The sequence below is a fragment of the Catenulispora subtropica genome, from assembly GCF_039531675.1.
Taxonomy (GTDB): Bacteria; Actinomycetota; Actinomycetes; order Streptomycetales; family Catenulisporaceae; genus Catenulispora; species Catenulispora subtropica.
Genome location: NZ_BAAAQM010000003.1, coordinates 145,740 through 167,971, shown reverse-complemented (window position 1 = coordinate 167,971; position 22,232 = coordinate 145,740). Strand labels below are relative to the sequence as shown.

20 protein-coding genes are annotated in these 22,232 nt (G+C 73.4%); 5 read left to right on the top strand and 15 right to left on the bottom strand.

The genetic code is table 11. From position 1 onward, the window contains the following. Positions 1 to 13: 13 nt before the first annotated feature. The 3 genes from cobT to ABD466_RS04455 form a co-directional block, all read right to left on the bottom strand. Complete coding sequence (gene cobT, locus ABD466_RS04465) at positions 14 to 4,081, bottom strand: nicotinate-nucleotide--dimethylbenzimidazole phosphoribosyltransferase (protein ID WP_344655622.1); 4,068 nt, start codon at positions 4,079 to 4,081, stop codon at positions 14 to 16. 142 nt (positions 4,082 to 4,223) lie between these two features. After that, a complete protein-coding gene (locus tag ABD466_RS04460; RefSeq protein ID WP_344655621.1) occupies positions 4,224 to 5,510 on the bottom strand; it encodes a bifunctional cobalt-precorrin-7 (C(5))-methyltransferase/cobalt-precorrin-6B (C(15))-methyltransferase in 1,287 nt (428 codons plus the stop codon). 302 nt (positions 5,511 to 5,812) lie between these two features. Further along, positions 5,813 to 6,247, bottom strand: coding sequence for a GNAT family N-acetyltransferase (locus ABD466_RS04455; protein ID WP_344655620.1), 435 nt, complete (start codon positions 6,245 to 6,247; stop codon positions 5,813 to 5,815). Positions 6,248 to 6,754: 507 nt separating this feature from the next. Here ABD466_RS04455 and ABD466_RS04450 point away from each other — a divergent pair. Then, positions 6,755 to 7,351, top strand: a complete 597-nt coding sequence (locus ABD466_RS04450; RefSeq protein WP_344655619.1) for a hypothetical protein — start codon at positions 6,755 to 6,757, stop codon at positions 7,349 to 7,351. A gap of 149 nt (positions 7,352 to 7,500) precedes the next feature. On the opposite strand, the gene ABD466_RS04445 is transcribed toward ABD466_RS04450, so the two are convergent. Beyond that, positions 7,501 to 8,292, bottom strand: a complete 792-nt coding sequence (locus tag ABD466_RS04445) for a sulfite exporter TauE/SafE family protein (protein ID WP_344655618.1) — start codon at positions 8,290 to 8,292, stop codon at positions 7,501 to 7,503. A gap of 278 nt (positions 8,293 to 8,570) precedes the next feature. Between ABD466_RS04445 and ABD466_RS04440 the strand changes: the two genes are divergently transcribed. Continuing rightward, entirely contained in the window at positions 8,571 to 9,440 is an 870-nt protein-coding gene (locus ABD466_RS04440) for a DMT family transporter (protein ID WP_344655617.1), read from the top strand. Positions 9,441 to 9,541: 101 nt separating this feature from the next. Here the strand turns inward: ABD466_RS04440 and ABD466_RS04435 are convergent, their stop codons facing one another. The 3 genes from ABD466_RS04435 to ABD466_RS04425 all read right to left on the bottom strand — a co-directional run bounded on the left by ABD466_RS04435 (position 9,542) and on the right by ABD466_RS04425 (position 12,145). Beyond that, positions 9,542 to 10,591 (bottom strand): SPFH domain-containing protein, encoded by a 1,050-nt coding sequence (locus tag ABD466_RS04435; protein WP_344655616.1) that lies wholly within the window; start codon positions 10,589 to 10,591, stop codon positions 9,542 to 9,544. 230 nt (positions 10,592 to 10,821) lie between these two features. Further along, positions 10,822 to 11,241, bottom strand: coding sequence for an NfeD family protein (locus ABD466_RS04430; protein ID WP_344655615.1), 420 nt, complete (start codon positions 11,239 to 11,241; stop codon positions 10,822 to 10,824). A gap of 67 nt (positions 11,242 to 11,308) precedes the next feature. Continuing rightward, complete coding sequence (locus ABD466_RS04425; protein WP_344655614.1) at positions 11,309 to 12,145, bottom strand: ABC transporter ATP-binding protein; 837 nt, start codon at positions 12,143 to 12,145, stop codon at positions 11,309 to 11,311. A gap of 113 nt (positions 12,146 to 12,258) precedes the next feature. Between ABD466_RS04425 and ABD466_RS04420 the strand changes: the two genes are divergently transcribed. Then, positions 12,259 to 13,038, top strand: a complete 780-nt coding sequence (locus ABD466_RS04420) for a hypothetical protein (RefSeq protein ID WP_344655613.1) — start codon at positions 12,259 to 12,261, stop codon at positions 13,036 to 13,038. A gap of 83 nt (positions 13,039 to 13,121) precedes the next feature. Further along, positions 13,122 to 13,601: a mycothiol transferase gene (locus ABD466_RS04415; RefSeq protein WP_344655612.1), complete on the top strand. Its 480-nt coding sequence runs from the start codon at positions 13,122 to 13,124 to the stop codon at positions 13,599 to 13,601. Between the two features lie 59 nt (positions 13,602 to 13,660). Here ABD466_RS04415 and ABD466_RS04410 read toward each other — a convergent pair whose 3' ends face one another. Beyond that, entirely contained in the window at positions 13,661 to 14,104 is a 444-nt protein-coding gene (locus ABD466_RS04410; RefSeq protein ID WP_344655611.1) for a DUF3592 domain-containing protein, read from the bottom strand. Positions 14,105 to 14,286: 182 nt separating this feature from the next. Here ABD466_RS04410 and serB point away from each other — a divergent pair, with 182 nt between their 5' ends. Beyond that, entirely contained in the window at positions 14,287 to 15,522 is a 1,236-nt protein-coding gene (gene serB / locus ABD466_RS04405) for a phosphoserine phosphatase SerB (RefSeq protein WP_344655610.1), read from the top strand. 51 nt (positions 15,523 to 15,573) lie between these two features. On the opposite strand, the gene ABD466_RS04400 is transcribed toward serB, so the two are convergent. The 7 genes from ABD466_RS04400 to fabI form a co-directional block, all read right to left on the bottom strand. Next, positions 15,574 to 16,080, bottom strand: coding sequence for a SixA phosphatase family protein (locus ABD466_RS04400; protein ID WP_344655609.1), 507 nt, complete (start codon positions 16,078 to 16,080; stop codon positions 15,574 to 15,576). Then, the gene (locus ABD466_RS04395) at positions 16,080 to 16,271 is read right to left on the bottom strand and encodes a hypothetical protein (RefSeq protein WP_344655608.1); all 192 of its coding nucleotides are present in this window, start codon (positions 16,269 to 16,271) and stop codon (positions 16,080 to 16,082) included. The genes ABD466_RS04400 and ABD466_RS04395 overlap by 1 nt, the downstream gene beginning before the upstream one ends. 153 nt (positions 16,272 to 16,424) lie before the next feature. Next, positions 16,425 to 16,901: a MarR family winged helix-turn-helix transcriptional regulator gene (locus tag ABD466_RS04390; protein WP_344655607.1), complete on the bottom strand. Its 477-nt coding sequence runs from the start codon at positions 16,899 to 16,901 to the stop codon at positions 16,425 to 16,427. A gap of 104 nt (positions 16,902 to 17,005) precedes the next feature. Then, complete coding sequence (locus ABD466_RS04385) at positions 17,006 to 18,742, bottom strand: MFS transporter (protein ID WP_344655606.1); 1,737 nt, start codon at positions 18,740 to 18,742, stop codon at positions 17,006 to 17,008. An 86-nt stretch (positions 18,743 to 18,828) separates the two neighbouring features. Continuing rightward, positions 18,829 to 19,533 (bottom strand): hypothetical protein, encoded by a 705-nt coding sequence (locus ABD466_RS04380; protein WP_344655605.1) that lies wholly within the window; start codon positions 19,531 to 19,533, stop codon positions 18,829 to 18,831. A gap of 117 nt (positions 19,534 to 19,650) precedes the next feature. Further along, positions 19,651 to 21,198, bottom strand: coding sequence for an MFS transporter (locus tag ABD466_RS04375; RefSeq protein ID WP_344655604.1), 1,548 nt, complete (start codon positions 21,196 to 21,198; stop codon positions 19,651 to 19,653). Positions 21,199 to 21,459: 261 nt separating this feature from the next. Further along, complete coding sequence (gene fabI / locus ABD466_RS04370) at positions 21,460 to 22,230, bottom strand: enoyl-ACP reductase FabI (RefSeq protein WP_344655603.1); 771 nt, start codon at positions 22,228 to 22,230, stop codon at positions 21,460 to 21,462. Positions 22,231 to 22,232 lie beyond the last annotated feature (2 nt).

Here is a 22,232-nt window from a genome sequence, read left to right as displayed (position 1 = left end):
AAGGGTCGTCGGCCTAGTGGTCGGCGGCGTCCTCACCGTCACGCTCGGCCACGCCCGCCGACTCGAAGGTGGCGACGTCCCGCAGCGCGCGCACGGCCGCCTGGACCAAAGGTAGGGCCAGGACCGCCCCGCTGCCCTCCCCCAACCGCAATTCGAGATCGATCAGCGGGACCACGCCCAGCGCCTCCAGCGCGAGCTGGTGCCCGGACTCGGCCGAGCGGTGCCCGGCCACCATCGCCGCCGTCGCCTCCGGGGCCAGGGCCTGCGCCACCAGCGCCGCGGCGCCGGCGATCACGCCGTCCAGGATCACCGGGGTGCGCAGCGAGGCCGCGCCCAGGATGAAGCCGGCCAGCGCGGCGTGCTCCAGGCCGCCGACCGCGGCCAGCACGCCCAGCGGGTCGGCCGGGTCCGGGCGGTGCAGGTCCAGCGCCCGGCGCACCACGTCGACCTTGTGCGCGTAGGTCTGCTCGTCTATCCCGGTGCCGTACCCGGTGACCTGCGTCGGCGAGGCGCCGGTGAACGCGGCGATCAGCGCGGCGCTGGCGGTGGTGTTGGCGATGCCCATGTCGCCGGTCAGCAGCACCTTGTTGCCGGCGGCGACCAGGTCGCGCGCGGTCTCGACGCCGACCTCGAGCGCGGCCAGCGCCTCCTCGCGGCTCATCGCCGGGCCCTCGGCCAGATCCGCGGTGCCGTACCGGATCTTGCGCGGCACCAGGCCGGTCTGCTGCGGCAGCTCGGCGTTGACGCCGACGTCGACGACGCACACCTCGGCGCCGATCTGGTGCGCGAAGGCGTTCACCACCGCGCCGCCGGCCAGGAAGTTCTGCACCATCTGCGCGGTGACCTCCTGCGGCCACGGCGTGACGCCCTGCGCGTGCACGCCGTGGTCGGCGGCGAACACCGCCACCGCGGCCGGCTCGGGCACCGGCGGCGGGCACACCCCGGCGAGCCCGGCGAGCTGCACCGAGACGTCCTCCAGCACGCCGAGCGAGCCGGCCGGCTTGGTCATGGCCGCCTGCCGGGCCAGGGCGGCGGTCCGCGCCGCCTCGTCCAGCGGCGCGATCGCGGCCAGGGTCTCGTCCAGCAGCGACACCGGGTTGTTGCCGGGCAGCGCGCGGCGGCCGTACTGCTCGTCGTGCACGGCCCAGGCCAGCGGGCGCCGCTTGGCCCAGCCGGCGCCGGACAGCTCCGGCTCCTCCGGGAACTCGCGGACGTAGCCGACGCACAGGTAGGCGACGACGGCCAGGTGGTCCGGCAGGTCCAGCGTGCGGGTCAGCTCGCGCTCGTCGAAGAACGACACCCACCCCACGCCCAGGCCCTCGGCCCGGGCGGCCAGCCACAGGTTCTCCACCGCGAGGGCGGCGCTGTAGGGGGCCATCTGCGGCTGGGTGTGACGGCCCAGGGTGTGCCGGCCGCCGCGGGTCGGGTCGCAGGTCACGACGATGTTCACCGGCGTGTCGAGGATGGCCTCGATCTTCAGGTCCTTGAACGCCCGCTGCCGCGCCTTCGGCAGCGAGGCCGAGTAGGCGTCGCGCTGGCGGGCGGCGAGCTCGTGCACCGCCTGGCGGGTCTCCCGGCTGCGCAGCACCAGGAAGTCCCAGGGCTGCGAGAAGCCGACGCTCGGCGCGGTGTGCGCGGCCTCCAGCACCCGGTGCAGGACGTCGTCCGGGATCGGGTCGGCGAGGAAGGTGGAGCGGACGTCGCGGCGCTCGCGGATCACGCGGTGCACGGCGGCCAGCTCGGCGTCGTCGTACGGCGGCACGCGCGGCACGTCGTCGTAGGCCTCGAGGGCCTCGTCGTACGGGTCCGCGGCCTCCTCCCCGGCCACTTCGGCCGCCTCAGCCGCCTCGGCCGGGGCCGCCCACGGGACGAGCATCTCCGGCTCGGCGTCGGCGTCGTCGACGTCCTCCTCGTCGGCCGCCGCGGCCACCGCGCCCACGGCCGCCCCCACGGCCTCGGGCTCGGCGTAGTCGCCGAACGTCTCGGCCGGGGTGATGGCCACGGTCGGAGTGGCGAAGACCGGGCCCGGGTCCTCGGTGCCGCCGGCGAACTCGGCGCCCGCGGGGAACTCGGCCCCCTGGGCGAACTCCGCGCCGGGCGCGAACTCGACGCCCTCGGCCGGGTCGTCGAAGACCGGGGGCGCGGGCTCGAAGCGCGGCGGGTCGAAGTGGGCGCCGGGGAAGGGCGAGTCCGCGGGCTGGGCGAGCGGTGCGGCCTGCGGGGCCGGGGCGGCTTGAGCGGCCGGTGCGGCCTGCTCCTCGGCACCCGGCGGAAGACCGTAGTTGGGCCCGGTGTTGGCGGTCAGCGGCCGGTCGCCGAACGACGGCATACCGCCCTCCGGCGGGCCGAAGACCGGGCCGGCCAGCGGCGACTCGCCGTTCGGGCCGAACGCCCGCAGCTCGCCGAGCCCGCTCGGGGCCTCGGCCGCGGGCGGGAAGCCGGCGTCGTCGGCGGCCGGCGGGAACCCCGGGCGGCTGTTGAACGACGGGTCGCTGCCGGCCTGCTGCGGGAACGGCATCGGGCCGCCGAACGTGGCCGCCGGGTCGAGGCCGGCGTCGCCGCCGAAACCGTGGGCCTGCGCGTTCTGCTGCTGGCCGACGAAGGGCGGCGGGACCGGCGGCGGGAAGCTGAAGGCCTGGTCTTCTTCGGCCTGCTCGCCGCCGTGCGGCGGGAAGCCCTGGTTCGCGAACCCGTCGGCGGCGGGCGGGAAGCCCTGGTTGGCGGCGAGCTGCTCATCGCCGGGCGGCGGGAAACCCTGGTTCGCGAACCCGTCGGCGGCGGGCGGGAAGCCCTGGTTGCCTGCGAGCTGCTCGTCGCCGGCCGGCGGAAAACCCTGATTCCCGAACCCGTCGGCGGCGGGCGGGAAGCCCTGGTCCCCGAAGCCCTGGTCCCCGAAGGCCTGGTCCCCGAAGCCTTGGTCCCCGAAGCCCTGGTCGTAGGCCTCCTCGCCCTGCGGGCCGCCGAACGCGGGCGCGGCGCCGTAGCCGCGGTTATCAGCGTTCTGCCTCCCCGGGCGGCGGCCGAAGGAGTCGGCGCGCTGCGGCCGGCCGGGCTCGTCGACGATCGCCGGGATGATGTCCGTCGGCTGGTCATAGGACGCCGGGTTGGGCAGCGGGGACCGGAGGTCGAAGCTGGCGGGGCGCTCGGCCGGCTCGCCGCCGTCGAAGACGCTGATGTCCACCTGGCCGCGGCCGTCCTGCGGGAAGCCGTCCTGGGGGAAGCCGTCCTGCGGGAAGCCGTCGTGGGCCAGCGGGGTGCGGTCCGCGGCCTCGTCGAAGTCGTTGCCGTCGGCCGGGGACGTCTGCTGCGGCACCACCGGATCGCGGCGGAAGACGTCGAACTGCTGGGCCTGGCGCAACGCCTCGGCGCCGCGCGCGCCCGGGGAGCGGCGGGTGGTGGGACCGGAGTCGGCGTTGGCGTCGCGCTGCTGCGGCAGGCTGAAGCCGCGGGCTTCAGGACCCTGATTCCGGCCGCCGGAGGGCGGCTGCGGGCCGCGGCCGGGCGGCGGGCCCGGGCGCTGCCCCCGGCCGTCCACGCGGCCGTCCACGCGGCCGTCCACGCGCCCGTCCATGCGGCCGTCCACCGGGCCGCGCTGCGGGGCCTGGTCGCGGAACGCCGAACCGGGCGGCACCACCGGACCTCCGGGGGCCCCGCCGGGGCGCGGCCGGATCGGCCGGGTCGGGCGGTTTCCCGCATCCGAGCCCTGCGGTGCACCGGGCCCGCCGGGGCCGGGGCGCCCGCCCTGCTCGGGGAAACCCTGGCCGGGACCGCCCGCCGGGCCGCCGATGCCGCCGCCCCCGCCGCCGCCCTCGCGCTGGTCGCGGTTCTCCCGCGGATCGCGGCCGCGGTGGCCGGCCGGACCGGCGGGGCCGCCGCCGGCCGGACCGCCCGGACGCGGCGCCGGGAAGTCCGGGCCGTCGTCGTCGAAGACCAGGCGGCTGAACTCCGTGGTCGGCTCGTCGTAGGGGCCGCCCCGTCCCGGCGGGAAGTCCCCTTCGAACGGCGGCCTGCCGGCACCCTCACGCCCGAAATCGTCGGCACCGGTCACCGTGGGTTCCTCGATCCTGTCGTTCCATACCATGGTTCGTTCCCGCTCCCGTTCCCCGTCCCCCTCGTGCGCGGGGGTTCGCGTGGGCGCTGCCAAGTATCGCTCTTGAAAGCCGCGCGCAAGCCCGGAAGAGCATACGCAGCCCCTGATCGGGTTGACTAAAAAGCCGGGTCGATCACCCGAGCTCACCCCAAAGAACGAATACCGGAGCCGCCGGGGCCATCCGGAACGCGTCCCCCGGGAACGGCGCCAGCCTCGAGGCCTGCAACTGCACGCCGTCCACGCGCCGGCCCCCGATCCGCAGCGCCTGCCGGACGGCGGGCAGCCGGTCCAGGGCGGTGACCGCGGTGACGACGGTGCGCGCGGAGGTGGTGGCGCAGGCCCGGACGATGTCGGCGCGCTCGGTGCCGACGAAGATGGCGTCCGGGCGCGGCAGGGTGCTGAGCGCGCCCGGCGCCGGACCGCTGACCACCTCGACGTCCACGCCGTGCATCACGGCGTTCAGGGCTATGCGTTCGCAGGCGTCGGGGTCGCGGTCCACGGCGACGACGGCGGCGCCCAGCCGGGCGCACTCCACGGCCAGCGCGCCGGCGCCGGCCGCGACCTCCCAGACCATGGCGCCGAGGCGCGGGGCCAGCCGCGCCAGAATCAAGGCCCTGACTTCGGAGGGCAGCACCTGCGGGCCGCGGGCGACGAAGGCGTTGTCCGGCACCGCCCAGCCGGCCGACGGCCCGGCCCACGCCGAGACCCAACCCGAGCCCCAGCGGGGGTCGTGCGGGGACTCCGGGCTCAGCCGCTCCTCGTCCAGCACCAGGATGGCGTCGGCGGCGCCCCACACCGCGCGGGCGGCCGCCTCGGCCGGGGAGAAGCTCTCGATGGCCTCGTCCGGTTCGCCCAGATGCTGGGCCACGATGAAGGCGCGCTTGGCCCCGCGCAGGGCGGTGGCGACCCGGTGCGGCGGGAACTCGGGGGCGGCCATGATGGCGACCTTGGGGTGGGCGCGGGCGGTGTTGGCCGCGCGCTCCAGCGAGCGGTCGTCGGTGACGCAGACCACGACCGCGTCGTCCCACGGCAGGCCCAGGCGGCCCAGCGCGGCGGCCACCGGGCCGGGCGCCGGGTAGCCGACGACCTCGAAGCCTGATTCGCGCAGATCACGCAGCACGCCGAAGAACCCCGGGTCGCCGGCCGTCACCACCACCGCCGGACCCGCCTTCGGGTCGGTGAGGTGCGCGGTGAGGCGGGCGTAGGCCAGGCGGTTGTCGTCGCCGAGCAGGATGCGCCGCACGTGGTCCGGGACGCCGATGCCGTCCAGGTGCCGGGCGGCGCCCACGACCAGTTCGGAGGACTCCAGGACGCGGCGCACGACCGGGCCCGGGAGCGAGCCGTCGTAGCCGACGACGGCGACCGGCGCCGCCGCCTGGGCTATCGCCGACCCCGCGGCGCCGTGCCGGCCGGCCGTCATGCCGGCCTCTCGGCCGGCATCACAGGCACGGCGAGGCTGGGGTCACGCCGTGGTTCGGGCATGGAGTCGTCCTCCGTGTCACATCTGTAGGAACTTCAACGCACACTAACACCGCCTGTTCCGTCCGCGAGGCGGCGAATCCGGCGAAACGGGGCGAATCAGACAGCGAACATGCCCGTTCGGTGGTGGCGTGACCGCGTGGCGCGCCCCCGGCGGACACCGGACCGGGGCCGCATCCGCAAAGGCACGTGCACCGGACCGTGCGGCCGCCCGACGTGCTCCCCGCCGACGCCCTCACGCGATCAGTGCGCCATGGTCACCTGCTGGATACCCTCGGCGAGGAAAGGCTCACCGGCCCGGGCGAACCCGAACCGCTCGGCCCACGGCTCCAGGGCGGTGGGCACGTCGATCAGCAACCGGCGTTCCCCGGCCATCTTCACGGCGTAGTCCAGCAGCCGGCCGGCGATCCCCCGGCCGCGCGCGCCGAACCGCGTGGCGAGCCGCTCTATCCGCAGCGCGTCGTCGGACTCCTGGACCACCCGCAGGGCGGCCAGCACCTCCCCGTCCCGCTCGGCCCACAGGTGGACGCTGGCCGGCTCGGTGTCCCGCCCGTCGATGTCCAGGTGGGAGCTCCCCCACTCGACGATGAAGACCTCCTGGCGCAGGCGGAGCAGGGCGTAGATGGTCGGCGCGTCGAGGTCCTCGATGTGCGCGTAACGATAGGAGACCTTGCCCAAGACGCATCTCCGAAACGGACCTGCCGGCTGTCTGCCGGGTTGTCATGGTGACGCGGATGCGCCGCGCCGCGTTGCCGAACCTGCCTGCTTCCCTGCCCCACGAACCAGCTCGCCCGGACCCCCGCCCCAGCCCGCCGACGACCCCCGTCACCGGCAGGATACTGACCACGGAACCCGGACGCCATGCGATCGGGACCGCACCGGGTCCTCCCCCAGGATAAGTAGTATCAGCTGGATACACTGCCATTTCGGGGAAGATGGACAACGCCCCAGTTTGCATCTATGTGGACGGGTATGCGCGCCCTTGCACGGACGCCACCCGGCGTCCCCACCACGGGAGTCGCACACGATGCGCCACAGCACGAGATTCGCCCTACTCACCACCGCCGCCCTCGCGGCCTGCGCCACGGGGGTGGGCACCGCCTCCGCATCCGCCCATACCCAGCCGACCGCCGACCCGGTGGCACCCCTCACGGCGACATGCGGCGACTCGTCGATGAAGGCGGCGTGCGACGCGGCGCTGGCGGCGATCCAGGCACTGCAGACGGCGATGCAGGCCGGAGGGACGACGGCGGCTCCGGCGCCGAGTTCGCCCGGCTCGCCGACGGCCCCGACGACGCCGCCCACGACCACCGCGCCGCCGACCACCGTGCCGCCGACCACTACGGCGCCGCCCACTACGGCGCCGCCCACGGACCCGGCGAGCCCGACGAGCCCGACGACACCGGCGCCGGCGCCAGCGCCGGACCAGCCCACGACACCGACAGCACCGCCCACCACCACGGCTCCGCCGACCACCACCACGCCGACCACAACGCCCACGACCCCGACCGCACCGGCGCCAGACCAGCCCTCGATGCCTACGGCACCGGCTCCGCCGACCACCACCGCGCCGCCGACGACACCTGCAGCACCGACAGCGCCTACCACCACGGCTCCGCCGACCACCGCCACTCCGGAACTGCCGCCGACCACCACCGCACCGGCTCCGCCGACCATCACCACTCCGGAACTGCCCCCGACCCCCACCACCACGGCCCCGCCGACCACCACCACCCCGGACCTGCCCCCGCCCTCCACCGCACCGGCCCCCATCCCGAGTAGCCCGAGCTCCCCGAACCTCCCGGTTCTCCCGAGCATCCCCGGCTCCCCCTCGCTGCCGGTGAGTCCGCCGACGTCGGCTGTCGCGGCTCCGGCGGCGGTCGACCGCTAGCGCTGGACCAGCGGGCCGCCGGTCGTTCCGGCCGGCGGCCTCACACCAGCATGGACACGATCGCCACCAGGCCGACCGTGATGATCAGTCCTCGCAGCACCTTCGGCGGCAGGCGGCGTCCCACCCTGGCGCCGATCTGGCCGCCGATCAGGGCGCCGATGGCGATGGCCGCGGCCGGGCCCCACTGGACCGCCGGGCCGCCGCCGAAGGTCCCGACCAGGATGAACAGCACCGCCGCGACCGCGTTCACCACGCAGGCGAGGACGTTCTTCACGCCGTTGAGGACCTGCAGGTGGTCGGCGTAGGTCAGGCCCAGGATCGCCATCAGCAGCACGCCCTGTGCCGCGCCGAAGTAGCCGCCGTAGACGCCGGTGCCGTAGACCGCGGCCAGGACGCCCCAGCCGCGGTCGCGGGAGCCGTCGCCCGCCGCCTCGCGCCGGGCCGCGATCCGCTTCGCCAGGCGCGGCTGCACCACGATCAGGACCAGCGCCAGGGCGATCAGCGCCGGGACTATCGCCTTGAAGGCCTTCGGGGGCAGGACCAGCAGCAGCAGGGCGCCGGTCGTGGCGCCCAGCAGGGAGGCGGCTATCAGGCGGGCCAGGCGGCCGGCGCGTTTGGCACGGAAGTCGCCGATCTCGGTGCGGTAGCCGTGGATGCCGGACAGGGAGCCGGAGACCAGGCCGACGGTGTTCGTCACGTTCGCGACCACCGGGCTGTAGCCGAAGGCCAGCAGGGTCGGGAAGGTCACCAGGGTGCCGGAGCCGACCACCACGTTGATCGTGCCCGCCGCCATGCCCACGCCCAGCAGTGCCGCCGCCTCGCCGATGCCCACTGCCGCCTCCGCCTCCCGCGCCTTCCGTGCCGTGCAAGTGTCGAGGGTAGCCCCAGAAGATCGCTTGGCCGCGAGGTGTCCCGCCCACTAAAATCCCGACCGTGCACCGGTTGTTCCCGGTCACCCCGCCGCCGAGCTCCTGAAGCGGGGTCGACCCGGTCCGTGGCCGCCACGGATCCAGGACCGCCTGCCGGCCGTCTGACGCCCGCAGGGCACTGAGTCACGCCCCCGCTTCCCGCGACCTCCATCGGACCTTTCCCGTCGCAGGAGCGATTCCCTTGATCTTCCTCATCACCTCCGGCGTGCTCTGGGGCACCGGCGGCCTCACCGGGCGCCTGCTCGCGCTGCACACCCACCTCTCCCCGGCCGCGGTGGCCGGCTACCGGCTGCTCATCGGCGGCGCGTTGCTCGTCGGCTACTGCGCCGCCACCGGCCGGGGACGTCCCCGAGATCGCGCCGCCTGGTTCCGGGTCGGCGTCCTCGGCCTGCTCTCGGCGCAGTTCCAGGCCTGTTACTTCTCCGCGGTGACACTGACGAGCGTGAGTCTCGCCACACTGATCACCATCGGCGCCGCCCCCGTCCTGGTGGTCGGCTTCGAGCAGGCCACCGGCCGGCGGCGGCTGGATACCCGCGTGGCCGGCACCGTGGCACTGGCCGTCGCCGGCCTCGGCCTGCTCGTCGGCCGGCCGCCGCACGGCATCGGCGCCTCCGCCCTGGCCGCCGGCGCGGCCTGCGCCGTCGCCAGCGCCGCCGGCTTCGCCGCGATCAGCCTGATCTGCGGCACGCCGGTGCCCGGCCTCGACGAGGCCGCGATGACCGGCTACGGCTTCCTTCTCGGCGGCGTGGCGCTGCTCGCCACGGCGACCGCCACCACGGGCGCGTCCTTCGCGCCCGGCCCCGCGGCCCTCGGCCTGTTGCTGGCGCTGGGCCTGGTGCCGACCGCCACCGCCTACGCGCTCTACTTCACCGGCCTGCGTACCGCGGCGGCCAGTACCGGCACCGTCACCGCGTTGCTGGAACCACTGACCGGCACGGCGCTCGCCGTGGCACTGCTCGGCGACCGCCTCACCGCGGTCGGGGCGCTCGGTGCAGCGCTGCTGGGGGTGTCAGTGGCAGCTGAGGCACTCGGAACGAGACAGGCGAGCTGAACCACGCTTCAGGTTCGATCCGCGCACAGAGGGCCGAGGTACCTCGGAGGCGAGGTACCTCGCTTCCGAGGTACCTCGGCCCCTACGTAACGAACCCGAGATCAGTCCTCGTCCTGATTGAAGAACACGTCGTCGGCCGGACTCGACGTCCCCCGCTGCCGCGGCGGCCGGTCCGCACGCGGCCCCTTCGCAGGGCCCTGCGCGTCGCCGCCGTGGGACAGCGGCCCGCCGCCGTTCCCGTTGGCGGCCAGCGACGGCTCCGGGGGCGCCGCGGGCATCCCGGGCAGCCGCCCCAGCGCCCCGCCCACGTTCTCCAGCGCCTTGCCGAACTCGCTGGGGATGATCCACAGCTTGTTGCTGTCACCCTCGGCGATCTTCGGCAGCTGCTGCAGGTACTGGTAGGCCATCACCTGGTTGTCGGCGTTGCCGTCGTGGATCGCCTCGAACACCTTGCGGATCGCCGCCGCCTCGCCCTCGGCCTGCAGCGCGCGGGCCTTGGCCTCGCCCTCGGCGCGCAGCACCGCGGCCTGCTTCTCGCCCTCGGCGGTGAGAATTTGCGACTGCTTGAAGCCCTCGGCCGACAGGATCGCCGCGCGGCGGTCCCGGTCGGCGCGCATCTGCTTCTCCATCGAGTCCTGGATCGAGGCCGGCGGCTCCACCGCCTTCAGCTCGACCCGGCTGACCCGGATGCCCCAGTTGCCGGTCACCTGGTCCAGGACCCCGCGCAGCTCGTTGTTGATGTAGTCGCGGCTGGTCAGGGTGCGCTCCAGGTCCATGCCGCCGACGATGTTGCGCAGCGTGGTCACGGTCAGCTGCTCGATGGCCTGGATGTAGTTCGTGATCTGGTACACCGCCGCGCGGGCGTCGGTGACCTGGAAGTAGATCACGGTGTCGATGGACACCGTCAGGTTGTCCTGGGTGATCACCGGCTGCGGCGGGAACGGGACCACCTGCTCGCGGACGTCGATGATGGCGCGCACCCGGTCGACCACCGGCATCAGGATCCGAAGGCCCGGGGTCAGGGTGCGGGTGTAGCGGCCGAAGCGCTCGATGACCGCGACCGTGCCCTGGCCCACGATGCGCACCGACTGGAACAGCGACAAGCCGATCAGGGCGGCGATCACGATGAGGACGACAACCGTGGTGATCATATCGACACCTCCTTTATGACATCGGAGTCCGGCGGAGGAGGCGGCGGCACCCCCCGGTGACAGAGCTCGATCTTAGGCCCACCCGTCACCCGCCAACCACCCTTCCAGGAGGCGCTGGGCGCCGCTGCGCCACCGAATCGCGAAGGCACGGCGCACACACCGTTCCCCGAGGATTGTCCTGCCCACCGGACCGACCGGGGAACCACCGGTCCTGACATCCCTCGGGAGGGCTACAGCACCAGAGCGGTCGCCCCGTCGATCTGCGCGACGTCCACGCGGTCGCCGACCGCGTACTCGCTCTGGCCGTCGTAGGCCCGCGCGCTCCAGATCTCCCCGGATATCCGCACCCGGCCGTCGTGCCCGTCGACCCGCTCGACCACCACCGCCTCGGCGCCGAGCAGCCGGTCGGTGCCCTGCCGGTGCTCGGGACCGTGCAGGCGCTTCATGGCGGCCGGGCGCGCGAAGACCAGGGTGGCCACCGACACGGTGCCGAACGCCACGATCTGCACCGCCGCGTTCCCCCCGACGCCGGCTCCGACCGCGGCCGCCGCGGCCCCGACCCCGAGCATCGCGAGGACCAGCGTGGTCGTGGCCAGTTCCAAGCCGATCAGCACGGCCGCAGCGACCGCCCACACCATCCACGCGTGCATGGATCCCATGCTACGCAAGGAGAACCGCCGGGGGCAGGCCTCGAATGTCAGGCCCTTGTCTCCCCGGTCACACCGCGCGGGCGTACCAACGGTCGCCCGCGGCGGTGGCGTACTTCTCCACGCTCAGCGGCAGCCCGAACGTGGCCGTCAGGTTGTCCGAGGTCAGGGCCCCGTCGATGGGCCCGGCCGCCACCACCGCGCCGGCCCGCACCAGCAGGATGTGCGAGAAGCCCGGCGGGATCTCCTCGACGTGGTGCGTGACCAGGACGGTCACCGGCGCGTACGGGTCGCTCGCCAGCCGGGACAGCCGCCGCACCAGGTCCTCGCGGCCACCCAGGTCCAGGCCGGCGGCCGGCTCGTCGAGCAGCAGCAGCTCCGGGTCGGCCATCAGCGCCCGGGCGATCAGCGCCCGCTTGCGCTCGCCCTCGGACAGCGTGCCGAAGGTGCGGGCGCCGAACTCGGCCATGCCCCACCAGGCCAGCAGTTCGTCGGCGCGCCGGGCGTCGGCCTCGTCGTACTTCTCGCGCCAGCGGCCGACCATGCCGTAGGAGGCGGTCATCACCACGTCGCGGACCGTCTCGCCGCGCGGCAGGCGCTCGGCGACCGCGGCCGAGGAGTACCCGATGCGCGGGCGCAGTTCGAACACGTCCACCGCGCCGAGCCGCTCGCCCAGCACACCGACCACGCCGGCGGTCGGGAACAGCGAGGTGGCGGCGATGTTCAGCACCGTGGTCTTGCCCGCGCCGTTCGGCCCGAGGACCACCCAGCGCTCGCCCTCGCCGACCGTCCAGTTCACGGCGTCCAGCAGCTTGCGGCCCTCGCGGACCACGGAGACGTCGACGAGGTCGAGGACGCTGTCGGGGTCGAGGACGCTGTCGGGGTCGACGGACAGGACTTCGGTCATGGCGGGCACAACTTTCTGACGCGATACGGCCTCGATCTTCGATCGGTCAAAGCTTAGGCCACTCCCGCGGACGACCGGCGCCCCCGTCGGGCGCGCCACGTACCCTGGTGGACATGCTGAGCGAACACCGGTCGGGACGTCTGGTCGCCTGGGGCAACGCCTGGCTGGCCGGGCACGCCAGCCTGGACTCGGCCGCCGAGCGGGTCATGGCCGACGGCGACGACCCGCACCGGGTGACCGGCGTGCCCGGCGAGGACGGCGAGGTGGGCTGGACCATCGCGCTGGGCCGGCTGCGCGCCGCCGGCGTCACCGGCCTGCGCCTCGCGCTGCCCCGGCCCGGCGACCCGCTGGGGCTCAAGGGCCCGGCGGCGTTCAACCAGGCCGCGATCGCCGCCGGCGAGGCGGTGCTCACCGACGGCCCGGCGCTGGGCGTCGTCCCCAGCGTCGACGGGTACGGCCCGAACGGCGACCGCGGCCACACCGTGCGCTGGACCGTCACCCCGGTCGAGGGCGGCGCGGCCCCGGCGCCGACGCTGTCGGAGGCCGAGCGGGAACTGGCCGCGGCACTGCGCGAGGCCGCCGAGGAGCTGGCCCGGCTGGACGTGGCCCGCTGGCGGCCGGAGCTGGCCGAGTCGCTGGCCGCGATCCGCGGCCACGGCCGGGCCCCGGAGGCGGTGCTGGCCCCCGGCTACCCGCCCCGTGCCGTCAAGGTCCTGACGCAGGCGCAGCGGCTGGCGGCCATCGCCGACCTGGCCGGGCAGGACGAGGGCGGCAGCGTCACCGCCCTGGAGTCGCGGCTGCGGGCCTCGGCGCTGGTCGGCCTGGAGCGGGTGACCCGGCGGGCGCAGCTGGCGGCCTACCACTCGATCCTGGAGCCGGGACGCGTCGACTGAATCAGGTTGCTTGCTCACGGGTTTTGGTGCGTCAGGGATTCCACCGCCTACCTGGGGACAAATCGTTCGCTTACCTTCCTGGCATGCTTACGCGGCTCCACCCCCCGATCGCCGCCGACGAGCGCGCCACCCTCGACGCCTTCCTCGACGGCGCCCGCGCCGCGATCCGCGCCAGCTGCTCGGGTGTGTCCGACGCCGACGCGCGCCGGATCGCCCTGCCCGGTTCCGGCCTGACCCTGTGCGGCGCGGTGTCGCACCTGCGCTGGGCCGAGGCCACCTGGTTCGAGGTCGCGCTGCGCGGCGAGCGGGATCGGGCGCCGGCCCAGGACTACCTGGCCGACCCGGACGTGCCGCTGGCGCAGCTGCTGGACGAGTACGACGCGCAGTGCGCCCTGTCCCGCAGCATCGCCGCGAGGCTGAGCCTGGACACCTCGGTGGCGGGGGGCGGCACCCGCTACAACGTGCGCTGGATCCTGCTGCACATGCTGGAGGAGACGCGGCGGCTGCTGGGGCTCATCGAGGCGGTGCGGGAGCTGCTGGTCGGGGATCCGGTCGCGAGCTAGGCGGCATCCCCGCCGTCCGGCCGGCCGCCCGGCTACCCGGGCTACCCCGCCCACCCCGGCTACCCCAGCGTCAGCGCCGCGAACTCCATCGCGATCCCGATCCCGGTCACCGCCAGCGCCCCGGCCAGCGCCAGGAAGTCCCGGAACCGCAGGTCGAAGCGGGAGACCAGGATGCGCTCCGGGCGCAGCGGGTCGTACCAGAGCCGCACCTGCGCCCCGGTGGCCACGCTCTGGTGCGGACGGTAGCCGTAGGCGCGGGTGACGACCGGCGGGCCGGTGCTCGCGAAGTAGCGGACCCGCGGGGCGTTGCGCACGGTCCCGGAGGCGTCGCAGCACACCACCATGCCGATCACCTCGCCGCGGGCCGGCGCGCCGAGCAGCCGCAGCCGGAGCCGCGCCAGCCGCTGCAAGCACACCGCCAGCCAGAGCACCCCGCCACCGATCCAGAACATCCCGGACGCGGCGAGGAACCCGGCGACGAATGACAGGTCGTCCGCGGCCATACTCAAATGCTAGGCCGATCTTGGTCGGCGGCGGGGGTCGAACGGTCCGGCGTCACCCGTACGGGCCGAGCCTCACGGCCCTTGAGGTCCAGGGCGCCCTCGGCACAGCCCCATGACCTGCGGCGCCCGCCACGCGGACACTCCCCCGCGGCGGGGTGGCCCCCGGGTACCGTGGAAAGACCATGAACACCGCGCTCGCCCTGCCGCCGCCTGCCGAGACCGTCCTGGTCACCGTCTACGGCGCCGACCGCCCCGGCGTCACCGCGAGCCTGTTCGCCGCGCTCGAGCCGTTCGACGTCCCCGTCGTGGACGTCGAGCAGGTCGTGGTGCGCGGCCGGCTGGTGCTGGGGGTCCTGGTCGGGGCGCCCGCCGACGAGACCGCGCTGCGCCTGGGCCTGCACCGCTGGGCGGCGGACGAGAAGCTGGACATCGAGGTGGTCTCCGGCCTCGGCGACAACCGCAAGCGCCGCGAGGGCCGCACCCACGTGACGGTGCTCGGCGCGCCGCTGCGTCCGCACGCGATGGCCGCGCTGGCCCGCGAGATCGCCGCCTGCAAGGGCAACATCGACCGGATACACCGGCTGGCCAAGTACCCGGTCACGGCCATCGAGCTCGACGTCTCCGGCGCCGACCCGGACGTGCTGCGGCCCCGGCTGGCCCGGGTCGCCGCCGCCGAGCAGGCCGACGTCGCCGTGCAGCGCGCCGGACTGAACCGGCGGGCCAAGCGGCTGGTGGTGATGGACGTCGACTCCACCCTCATCGAGGGCGAGGTCATCGAGGAGCTGGCGGCGCACGCCGGGTGCCTGGACGCGGTCGCCGACATCACCGCGCGGGCGATGCGCGGGGAGCTGGACTTCGCCGGCTCGCTGCGGGAGCGGGTGGCGCTGCTGGCCGGGCTGGACGCCTCGGCGCTGGAGGACGTGCGCCGGTCGGTCCGGCTCATGCCGGGGGCCCGCACCCTGGTCCGGACCCTAAAGCGGCTCGGCTACCTGGTCGGGATCGTCTCCGGCGGCTTCACCCAGGTCACCGACTCGCTGCGGGACGAGCTCGGCCTGGACTTCGCGCTGGCCAACACCCTGGAGATCGGCCCGGACGGCCGGCTGACCGGCCGGGTGGTGGGCCCGATCGTGGACCGGGCCGGCAAGGCGGCGGCGCTGCGCGGGTTCGCGGCCTCGGCCGGGGTGCCGGTGGCCGACACGGTGGCGATCGGCGACGGGGCGAACGACCTGGACATGCTGGCCGCCGCCGGGCTCGGGGTGGCGTTCAACGCCAAGCCGGTGGTCCGGGAGCAGGCGGACACGGCGGTGAACGTGCCCTTCCTGGACACGATCCTGTACCTGCTGGGGATCACCCGCGAAGAGGTGGAGGCCGCGGATGCGGCCGAGGAGCTGCCGGAGCCGGTGCAACCCGCTGCCTGAGCCCGGCGGACTCGGTGACGTCAGGGGGGCTCGGCAACCTCAAACGCGAGCTCAGCCGCGCGGCGACTCCACGGCGACGATCGACGCGCCGGCCGGGTCCAGCGCGGCCCACTCGCCGTCGAACTCCAGCACCGTCGCGGTGTTGGTCGGATAGCCGGAGTGGACGCGGCCGACCAGGTCCGCATGGGTGTCGTCGGCCAGGGCCAGGGCCAGGTACTGGGTGCCGGGGTTGTGGGAGACCACCAACAGGGTGCCGACGCTCTCCGGGGTAGCCCGGATCACCTCCAGCATCTCCCCGGCCGAGGCGCCGTAGAGCTCGTCCAGATGGATGACCTCGGGCTCGGTGGTGAACGCTTCGGCGGCGAGGGCGTAGGTCTCACGGGTCCGCTGCGCGGTCGAGACCGCGGCCCGGTCAGGAACCCGGCCCTCGGCGACCAGCCACGTCCCGGTGCGCGGCGCGTCATGGCGGCCGCGCTTGTTCAGCGGGCGCTCGTGGTCGGCGACGCCGTCGGGCCAGTCCGACTTGGCGTGCCGCAGCAGGATCAGGGTGTGCCGCATCAGCCGTTGGCCATGCCCCAGAAGGACAGCACGACCAGCACGACCATGATCGCCGCGATCAGCGCCAGCGTCCGGTACATGCTCTTGCCGCCCGCACCGCGCCGCGCCTCGCGCCACTCCCGCGGCGGCCACTCGGCGTCGGCCGGGGTGTCCGGGACGGTGCCCTGGGGTTCCTCGCTCGCTGCGGTCATATCGTCAGTCTCCCATCGCTTCCGGGCGGCGCGCCCCGCGGGGTCGGCGGCGGGGCGGCCCCGGGTGAGCGCCAAGTCAGTACAGGTCAGCACCGGGTCGGCACTGGGTCGGCACTGGGTCGGCACCGAACCAGCGTCCCAGCCGGCACCAGCTCAGCGCTGCTTGGGCTCGACCTCGTCGGCGAGCTGCTCCAGCACCGGCACCGCCGCGTGCAACGCGGCCAGCTGCTCCGCGGTGAGCCGCTCCATGCCCTGCACCAGCGCCGCGGTGCGCTGGCGCCGGACTTTGCCGATGAGCTCCTGGCCGCCCGGCGTCAGGGTGACCATGAAGGAACGCCCGTCCTCCGGGTCCGGCTCGCGCTGCACCCAGTCGGCGGCCACCAGCCCGTTCAGCGTCCGGGTCATCGACGGCGCCGCGACCTTCTCCCGCTGGGCGAGGTCCCCGATCCGGATCGGCCCCCACTTCTCGATCACGAACAGCGCCGACAGCTGCGCGAAGCTGGCCTCGGACTGCCGTTGCAGCAGCTGCCGGTTCAGGCGGCCCAGGGCGACCCGCAGCCGCGCGGCGACCTCGGCGTCGGGCTGAGCGTCGGAGGGGGCCGCGGGCCGGCCGGGAGGCGAGGAGTTCATCGGGTCCTTCACAGGAGCTGCGGGCAGGGCGGACGGTGCGGATATGCGGTGCGGGCGCGACGGAGTGCCGCACCCGCACCTTCAATCTACCGAGCCCCGCCGCCTCAGGCGGTCGCCGCCGCGCTCTGCTGCTGATCGGCGCCCGCGCCGCTCCCGGCCTGCTCCTCCGGCGCCGGCCCGTCGGCCGCCCGGCCGGGCAGCGCCGAGGCCGCCGCCCCGATCACCGCCATGGCGATGGCGAGCCAGAACACGACCATCAGGCCGTCGTGGAAGGGCCCCGAGATGAGGTGGGGGAAGAATTCCCGGCCCGTCAACGTCTGCGCGTTGGAGGGGGGCACCGCGCTCAGGGTCGACGGGCCGAGAAGCTGTTGCATCGGGTTGTACCCGAGGAAGGCGGCGAACAGGGTCGCCACCGGCGGCAGGTGCGAGATCTGGGAGGCGGTGTCGGCCGGCACGCCCTGCGCGGTCAGGCCGCTGGACAGGGTGTGCGGCAGCGAGCTGGACAGCCCGGCCACCATGAGCGAGAAGAAGATGCCCATCGACAGCACCATGCCGGCGTTCATGAACGTGGCGCGTGCCCCGGAGGCCGCACCGCGCATCCGGGTCGGGACGCTGGACATGATCAGGGAGGTGTTCGGGGCGGAGAACAGGCCGCCGCCGACGCCGTTGAGGAAGATCAGCAGCGCGAACACCCAGTAGCTGAAGTCGGTGGGGATCATCAGCAGCCCGGCGAAGGAGACAGCCATCACCAGCAGGCCGCCGGCCGCGAACACCCGCGGCCCGAACTTGTCGGACAGATGCCCGGCGATCGGCCCGGCCGCGAGGAACCCGAGGGTCAGCGGGATCATGTAGATGCCCGCCCACAGCGGCGTGTCCTTGTAGTCGTAGCCGTGCAGCGGCAGCCAGATGCCCTGCAGCCAGATGATCAGCATGAACTGCAGGCCGCCGCGGGCGATGGCGCCGAGCAGGTTGGCCAGGTTCCCGGTGGCGAAGGCCCGGTTCCTGAACAGGGACATCGGCAGCATCGGATCCGAGCTCTTGGCCTCCACGACGCAGAACACCACCAGCATGGCGAGCCCGCCGATCAGCCCGGCGAGCACCCACGGGTCGGTCCAGCCCTGAGTGTGGCCGCCGTAGGGCTGGATGCCGTAGGTGATGCCGGCGAGCAGCGCTGTGAGGCCGACGGCGAACGTGAGGTTGCCCCACCAGTCGATCTTGGCCTTGCCCCGTATCCCGGTGTCGTGCAGCGACTTGTAGGCCCAGACGGTCCCGATCAGCCCGACCGGGACGTTCACCCAGAACACGGTGCGCCAGTTCCACTCCGACAGCGCACCGCCGAGCACCAGGCCGATGAAGGACCCGGCGATCGCCGCGACGATGTTGATGCCCAGCGCCATGCCGCGCTGCGCCGCGGGAAAGGCGTCGGTGATGATGGCCGCGGAGTTCGCCATCAGCATGGCGCCGCCGATGGCCTGCAACACGCGCCATCCGATGAGCCACAGCGCGCCGGTGCCGCCGTGGAAGGGATCCAGCGACAGCGCCACGGAGCAGACCGTGAAGACCAGGAACCCGGAGTTGTAGATCTTCACCCGGCCGAAGATGTCCCCCATCCGCCCGAGCGCCACCACGAACACCGCGGTGACCAGCATGTAGCCCATCAGCATCCACAGCAGGTAGCTGACGTTGGAGGGCTGGAGCGGGTCGAGCTTGATGCCGTTGAAGATGGCCGGCAGCGAGATCAGCACGATGGAGGAGTTGATCGTCGCGATCAGCGTGCCCACCGTCGTGTTGGACAGCGCCACCCACTTGTAGTGCGGATGATCCGGCCCGCGTGCGGTCATGCTCTCCCACCCTCGGCGATTTACTTAGTTTACGCACGCTAAGTATATGGAGGGGGTGGGAGGCTGACAAGAGAGAGGTGTTCCGGCTAGGAAGCCGAGGCCTGGTGACGGGCCTTGTGGAAGATGGGCTCGACGGCCACCACGCAGAACGCGTGCATGGGATCGTCGGTGCCCCGGGGATCGAAGAAGCCGCGGATGTCACCGAGGAAGCTCTCACCGTGCCGATGGATGTGGCGGTCCCGGGCGATCTGCTCACCGGCCGAGGTCAGCCAGTCCCCCATCCAGAACAGGACCTCGGCCCGGGCCGTGACGATGATCGTCCCGGCATGCTCGGCGTACCGGGCGGGATGGCGGTCGGACAGGCGGACGACCTCGCCGGAACGGTCGGGAGAGCGCGGGGCCGGAGCGGTCACCGTCAAGGGCGCCGAGGCACGCCGCATCCCGCGCCGCAGGGCGGGCCAATCCGAGCGTTTCAGTCCCGAGTCGTCGCGGGCCATGACCAGAGCCAGCGGTCGGGTGTCCACACCGAGGGCGGTCATCGGCTGGGCTCCGGGCGGCACCGGTACATGGATCGCGCTGTGCGCACTTGTCGCGGCGACGCGGAACAAGGCGCCGAGCCGCAGGAGGTCAGCGCGGTTCGCGTGCAGATACGCGACCCGGAGAGCGGGCGGATAGACGAGCGTGTTCCGCAGCATGGAGCCGGTGCTCAGGATCCTGCTGAGCCCGGATCCGGCGCCGCCGACCGGATGGCTCGTCACCCGCAGCCGCATCCTGCCCTCGCCCACCCCCATGGAGCCAGTACAGCACAGGAGCGGCCCGGCGCCTGGCGCGCCGAGCCGCTCCTCCCCCGAGTCCCCGTGTCCCCCGGATCCCCCCGAGTCCCCCGGACTCGTGGACGCCCGCGGGCGTCAGATCATGATCTCGTCCTCGCTCCGCGCCGTCTTCGGCACCATGAACGCCAGGGCCCAGGTCAGCACCAGGACGCCGGCGCCCAGCCAGTAGACGAGTGCCGCGGAGGTGAACGGCGAGCCGCCGCTGACGGTGGTGCCGGAGACCTTGATGTGCTCGACGCCGCCGTAGAACACGGTGCTGAAGACCGCGCCGGCGACCGCGTTTCCGAGTTGGTCGAAGGAGGCGATGACCCCGTTCGCCGAGCCCAGTTCGTGGTCGTCGACGGCGGAGAGCACCAGGCCGAAGAAGGGGGCGAAGACCAGGCCCATGCCGATGCCGCTGATGATCAGGGCGGGGGCGAGGTTCCAGCTGCTCAAGCCGCTGTCGAAGATCGGGCCGTTCTCCGTCATGTGCGAGAAGGAGCCGTTGTAGTGCTTGATGGTGAGCGCGGTCAGCGCCAGGCCCACGGCCAGCGTCAGCAGACCGGCGTGCAGCACCCGGCGGGGGGTCTTCTTGACGAACGCCTGCCCGGCGCCCATGGAGATGATCGTGCCCACCGACCACCACGCGCCGGTCAGCCCCGCGCGCAGCGGCGACCAGCCCAGGGTGACCTGCAGCAGCAGCGGGCTGACGATGAACGCGCCCGAGCACGCGCCGAAGAACAGGAAGATGGTCATCGTGCCGGTGGTGAACGCACGCTTCTTGAACAGGCTGGTCTCGATGAAGGGGTCCAGGTTCTGCTTGTGCCGGGCCCGGGCGTAGAGCCCGAAGACGCCCATCACGACCGCCGACGAGGCCATCATCAGCCAGGTCCAGGCCGGCCACTTGTACTCGTGGCCCTGGATGATCGGGTAGACGAGCAAGCCCACCGCCGCCGAACACAGGATCATGCCGATGACATCCAGTTTCGGCTTGTCACCCTCGCGGTGGTGCACCGTCGGCAGTACCTTGCCGGCGAAGTAGAGCGCCACGATGCCGATCGGCAGGTTGATGACGAACACCCAGCGCCAGCTCGTGTAGGTGATCAGGATGCCGCCGAGGATCGGGCCGAGCGCCGCGGACAGACCCATGAACGGCCCGAAGACGGCGAACGCCTTCTGGCTGTTCTCCCGGCCGAACTTCTCCCGGATCATGCCGATGCCCTGCGGGATCATCATCGCCGAGGCGCTGCCCTGGAGCAGCCGGGCGGCGATCAGCTCACCGGGATTCTGCGCCAGCGCGCACAGCCCGGACATGACCGTGAAGCCCGCGAGCCCGATCAGGAACATCCGGCGCCGCCCGGCGATGTCGCCGAGCCGGCCGCCCGCGATGAGCAGCACCGAGAACGACAGCACGTAGCCGATGTTGATCCACTGGTACTCGGCGTGCGTGGCCCCCAGCCCCTTGCTGACCGACGGTGCGGCGACGTTCATCACCGTGGCGTCCAGCAGGTCCATCATCGAGGCGCCCAGCACGGTGAACATCACCGCCCACGCACCCTTGGGGATCGGCGTCCCCGTCTCCTTCGGTACAGCGTCGGCCACCGGGGCCGTCAGGCCCTCGGTCCCGCTCAATGCCTCGCTCATCGGATTCCCCTCCGCGCCGATCGTCATGGCGGCATGACTGCGATGCACACGCTATATCTCGTGTGCCGATAGTCAAGCTATATCGCGAAACCCGCCGACCCCGACGACCTCAGATTGACGGTCTCGCCGTCCTTTCTAGCGGAGGCCACCGACAGGTTCGCCGGAATTTTCGGCGCGACGGCGGCCGGGCCCGCCCCTCACGAGGAGGAGCGGGCCCGGCCGGAAGGTCCGCGGTCCTTCGGGTCTCCCCGAGCCGAGCGTTCAGGCCCCCATGGCGTGCACGCCGCCGTCGACGTGGACGACCTCGCCGGTGGTCCGCGGGAACCAGTCCGACAGCAGCGCGACGATGCCGCGCGCGGCCGGCTCGGCGTCGTGCAGGTCCCAGCCGATCGGGGCCCGCTGGTCCCAGACGCCGTCGAAGGCCTCGAAGCCCGGGATCGACTTGGCGGCCATGGTCTTGATCGGCCCGGCCGAGATCAGGTTGCTGCGGATGCCCCGCGGGCCCAGGTCCCGGGCCAGGTAGCGGGAGGTCGACTCCAGCGCCGCCTTGGCCACGCCCATCCAGTCGTAGCCCGGCCACGCCACCTGCGCGTCGAAGTCCAGGCCGACGACCGAGCCGCCGGTCTCCGGGAACAGCGGCAGCAGCGCCATGGTCACCGACTTCAGCGAGTACGCCGAGACGTGCACCGCGGTCGCCACCGACTCCCACGGCGTGTTCAGGAAGTTGCCGCCGAGCGCGTCCTGCGGGCCGAACGCGATGCTGTGCACGATCCCGTCGACGCCGTCCATGTACTGCTTCACGTTGTCCGCCAGCGCCGCCAGGTGGTCGGCGTTGGTGACGTCGAGCTCGATCACCGGCGCGCCGCCGTTCGGCAGCTTCTTGGCGATCCGCTCGGTCAGCGAGGGCCGCGGGAAGGCGGTGAGCACCACCTCGGCGCCCTCCTGCTGGGCCAGCCGCGCCGCGTGGAAGGCGATGGAGCTCTCGGTGAGCACACCGGTGACGACGATGCGCTTGCCTGCGAGGATTCCCATGC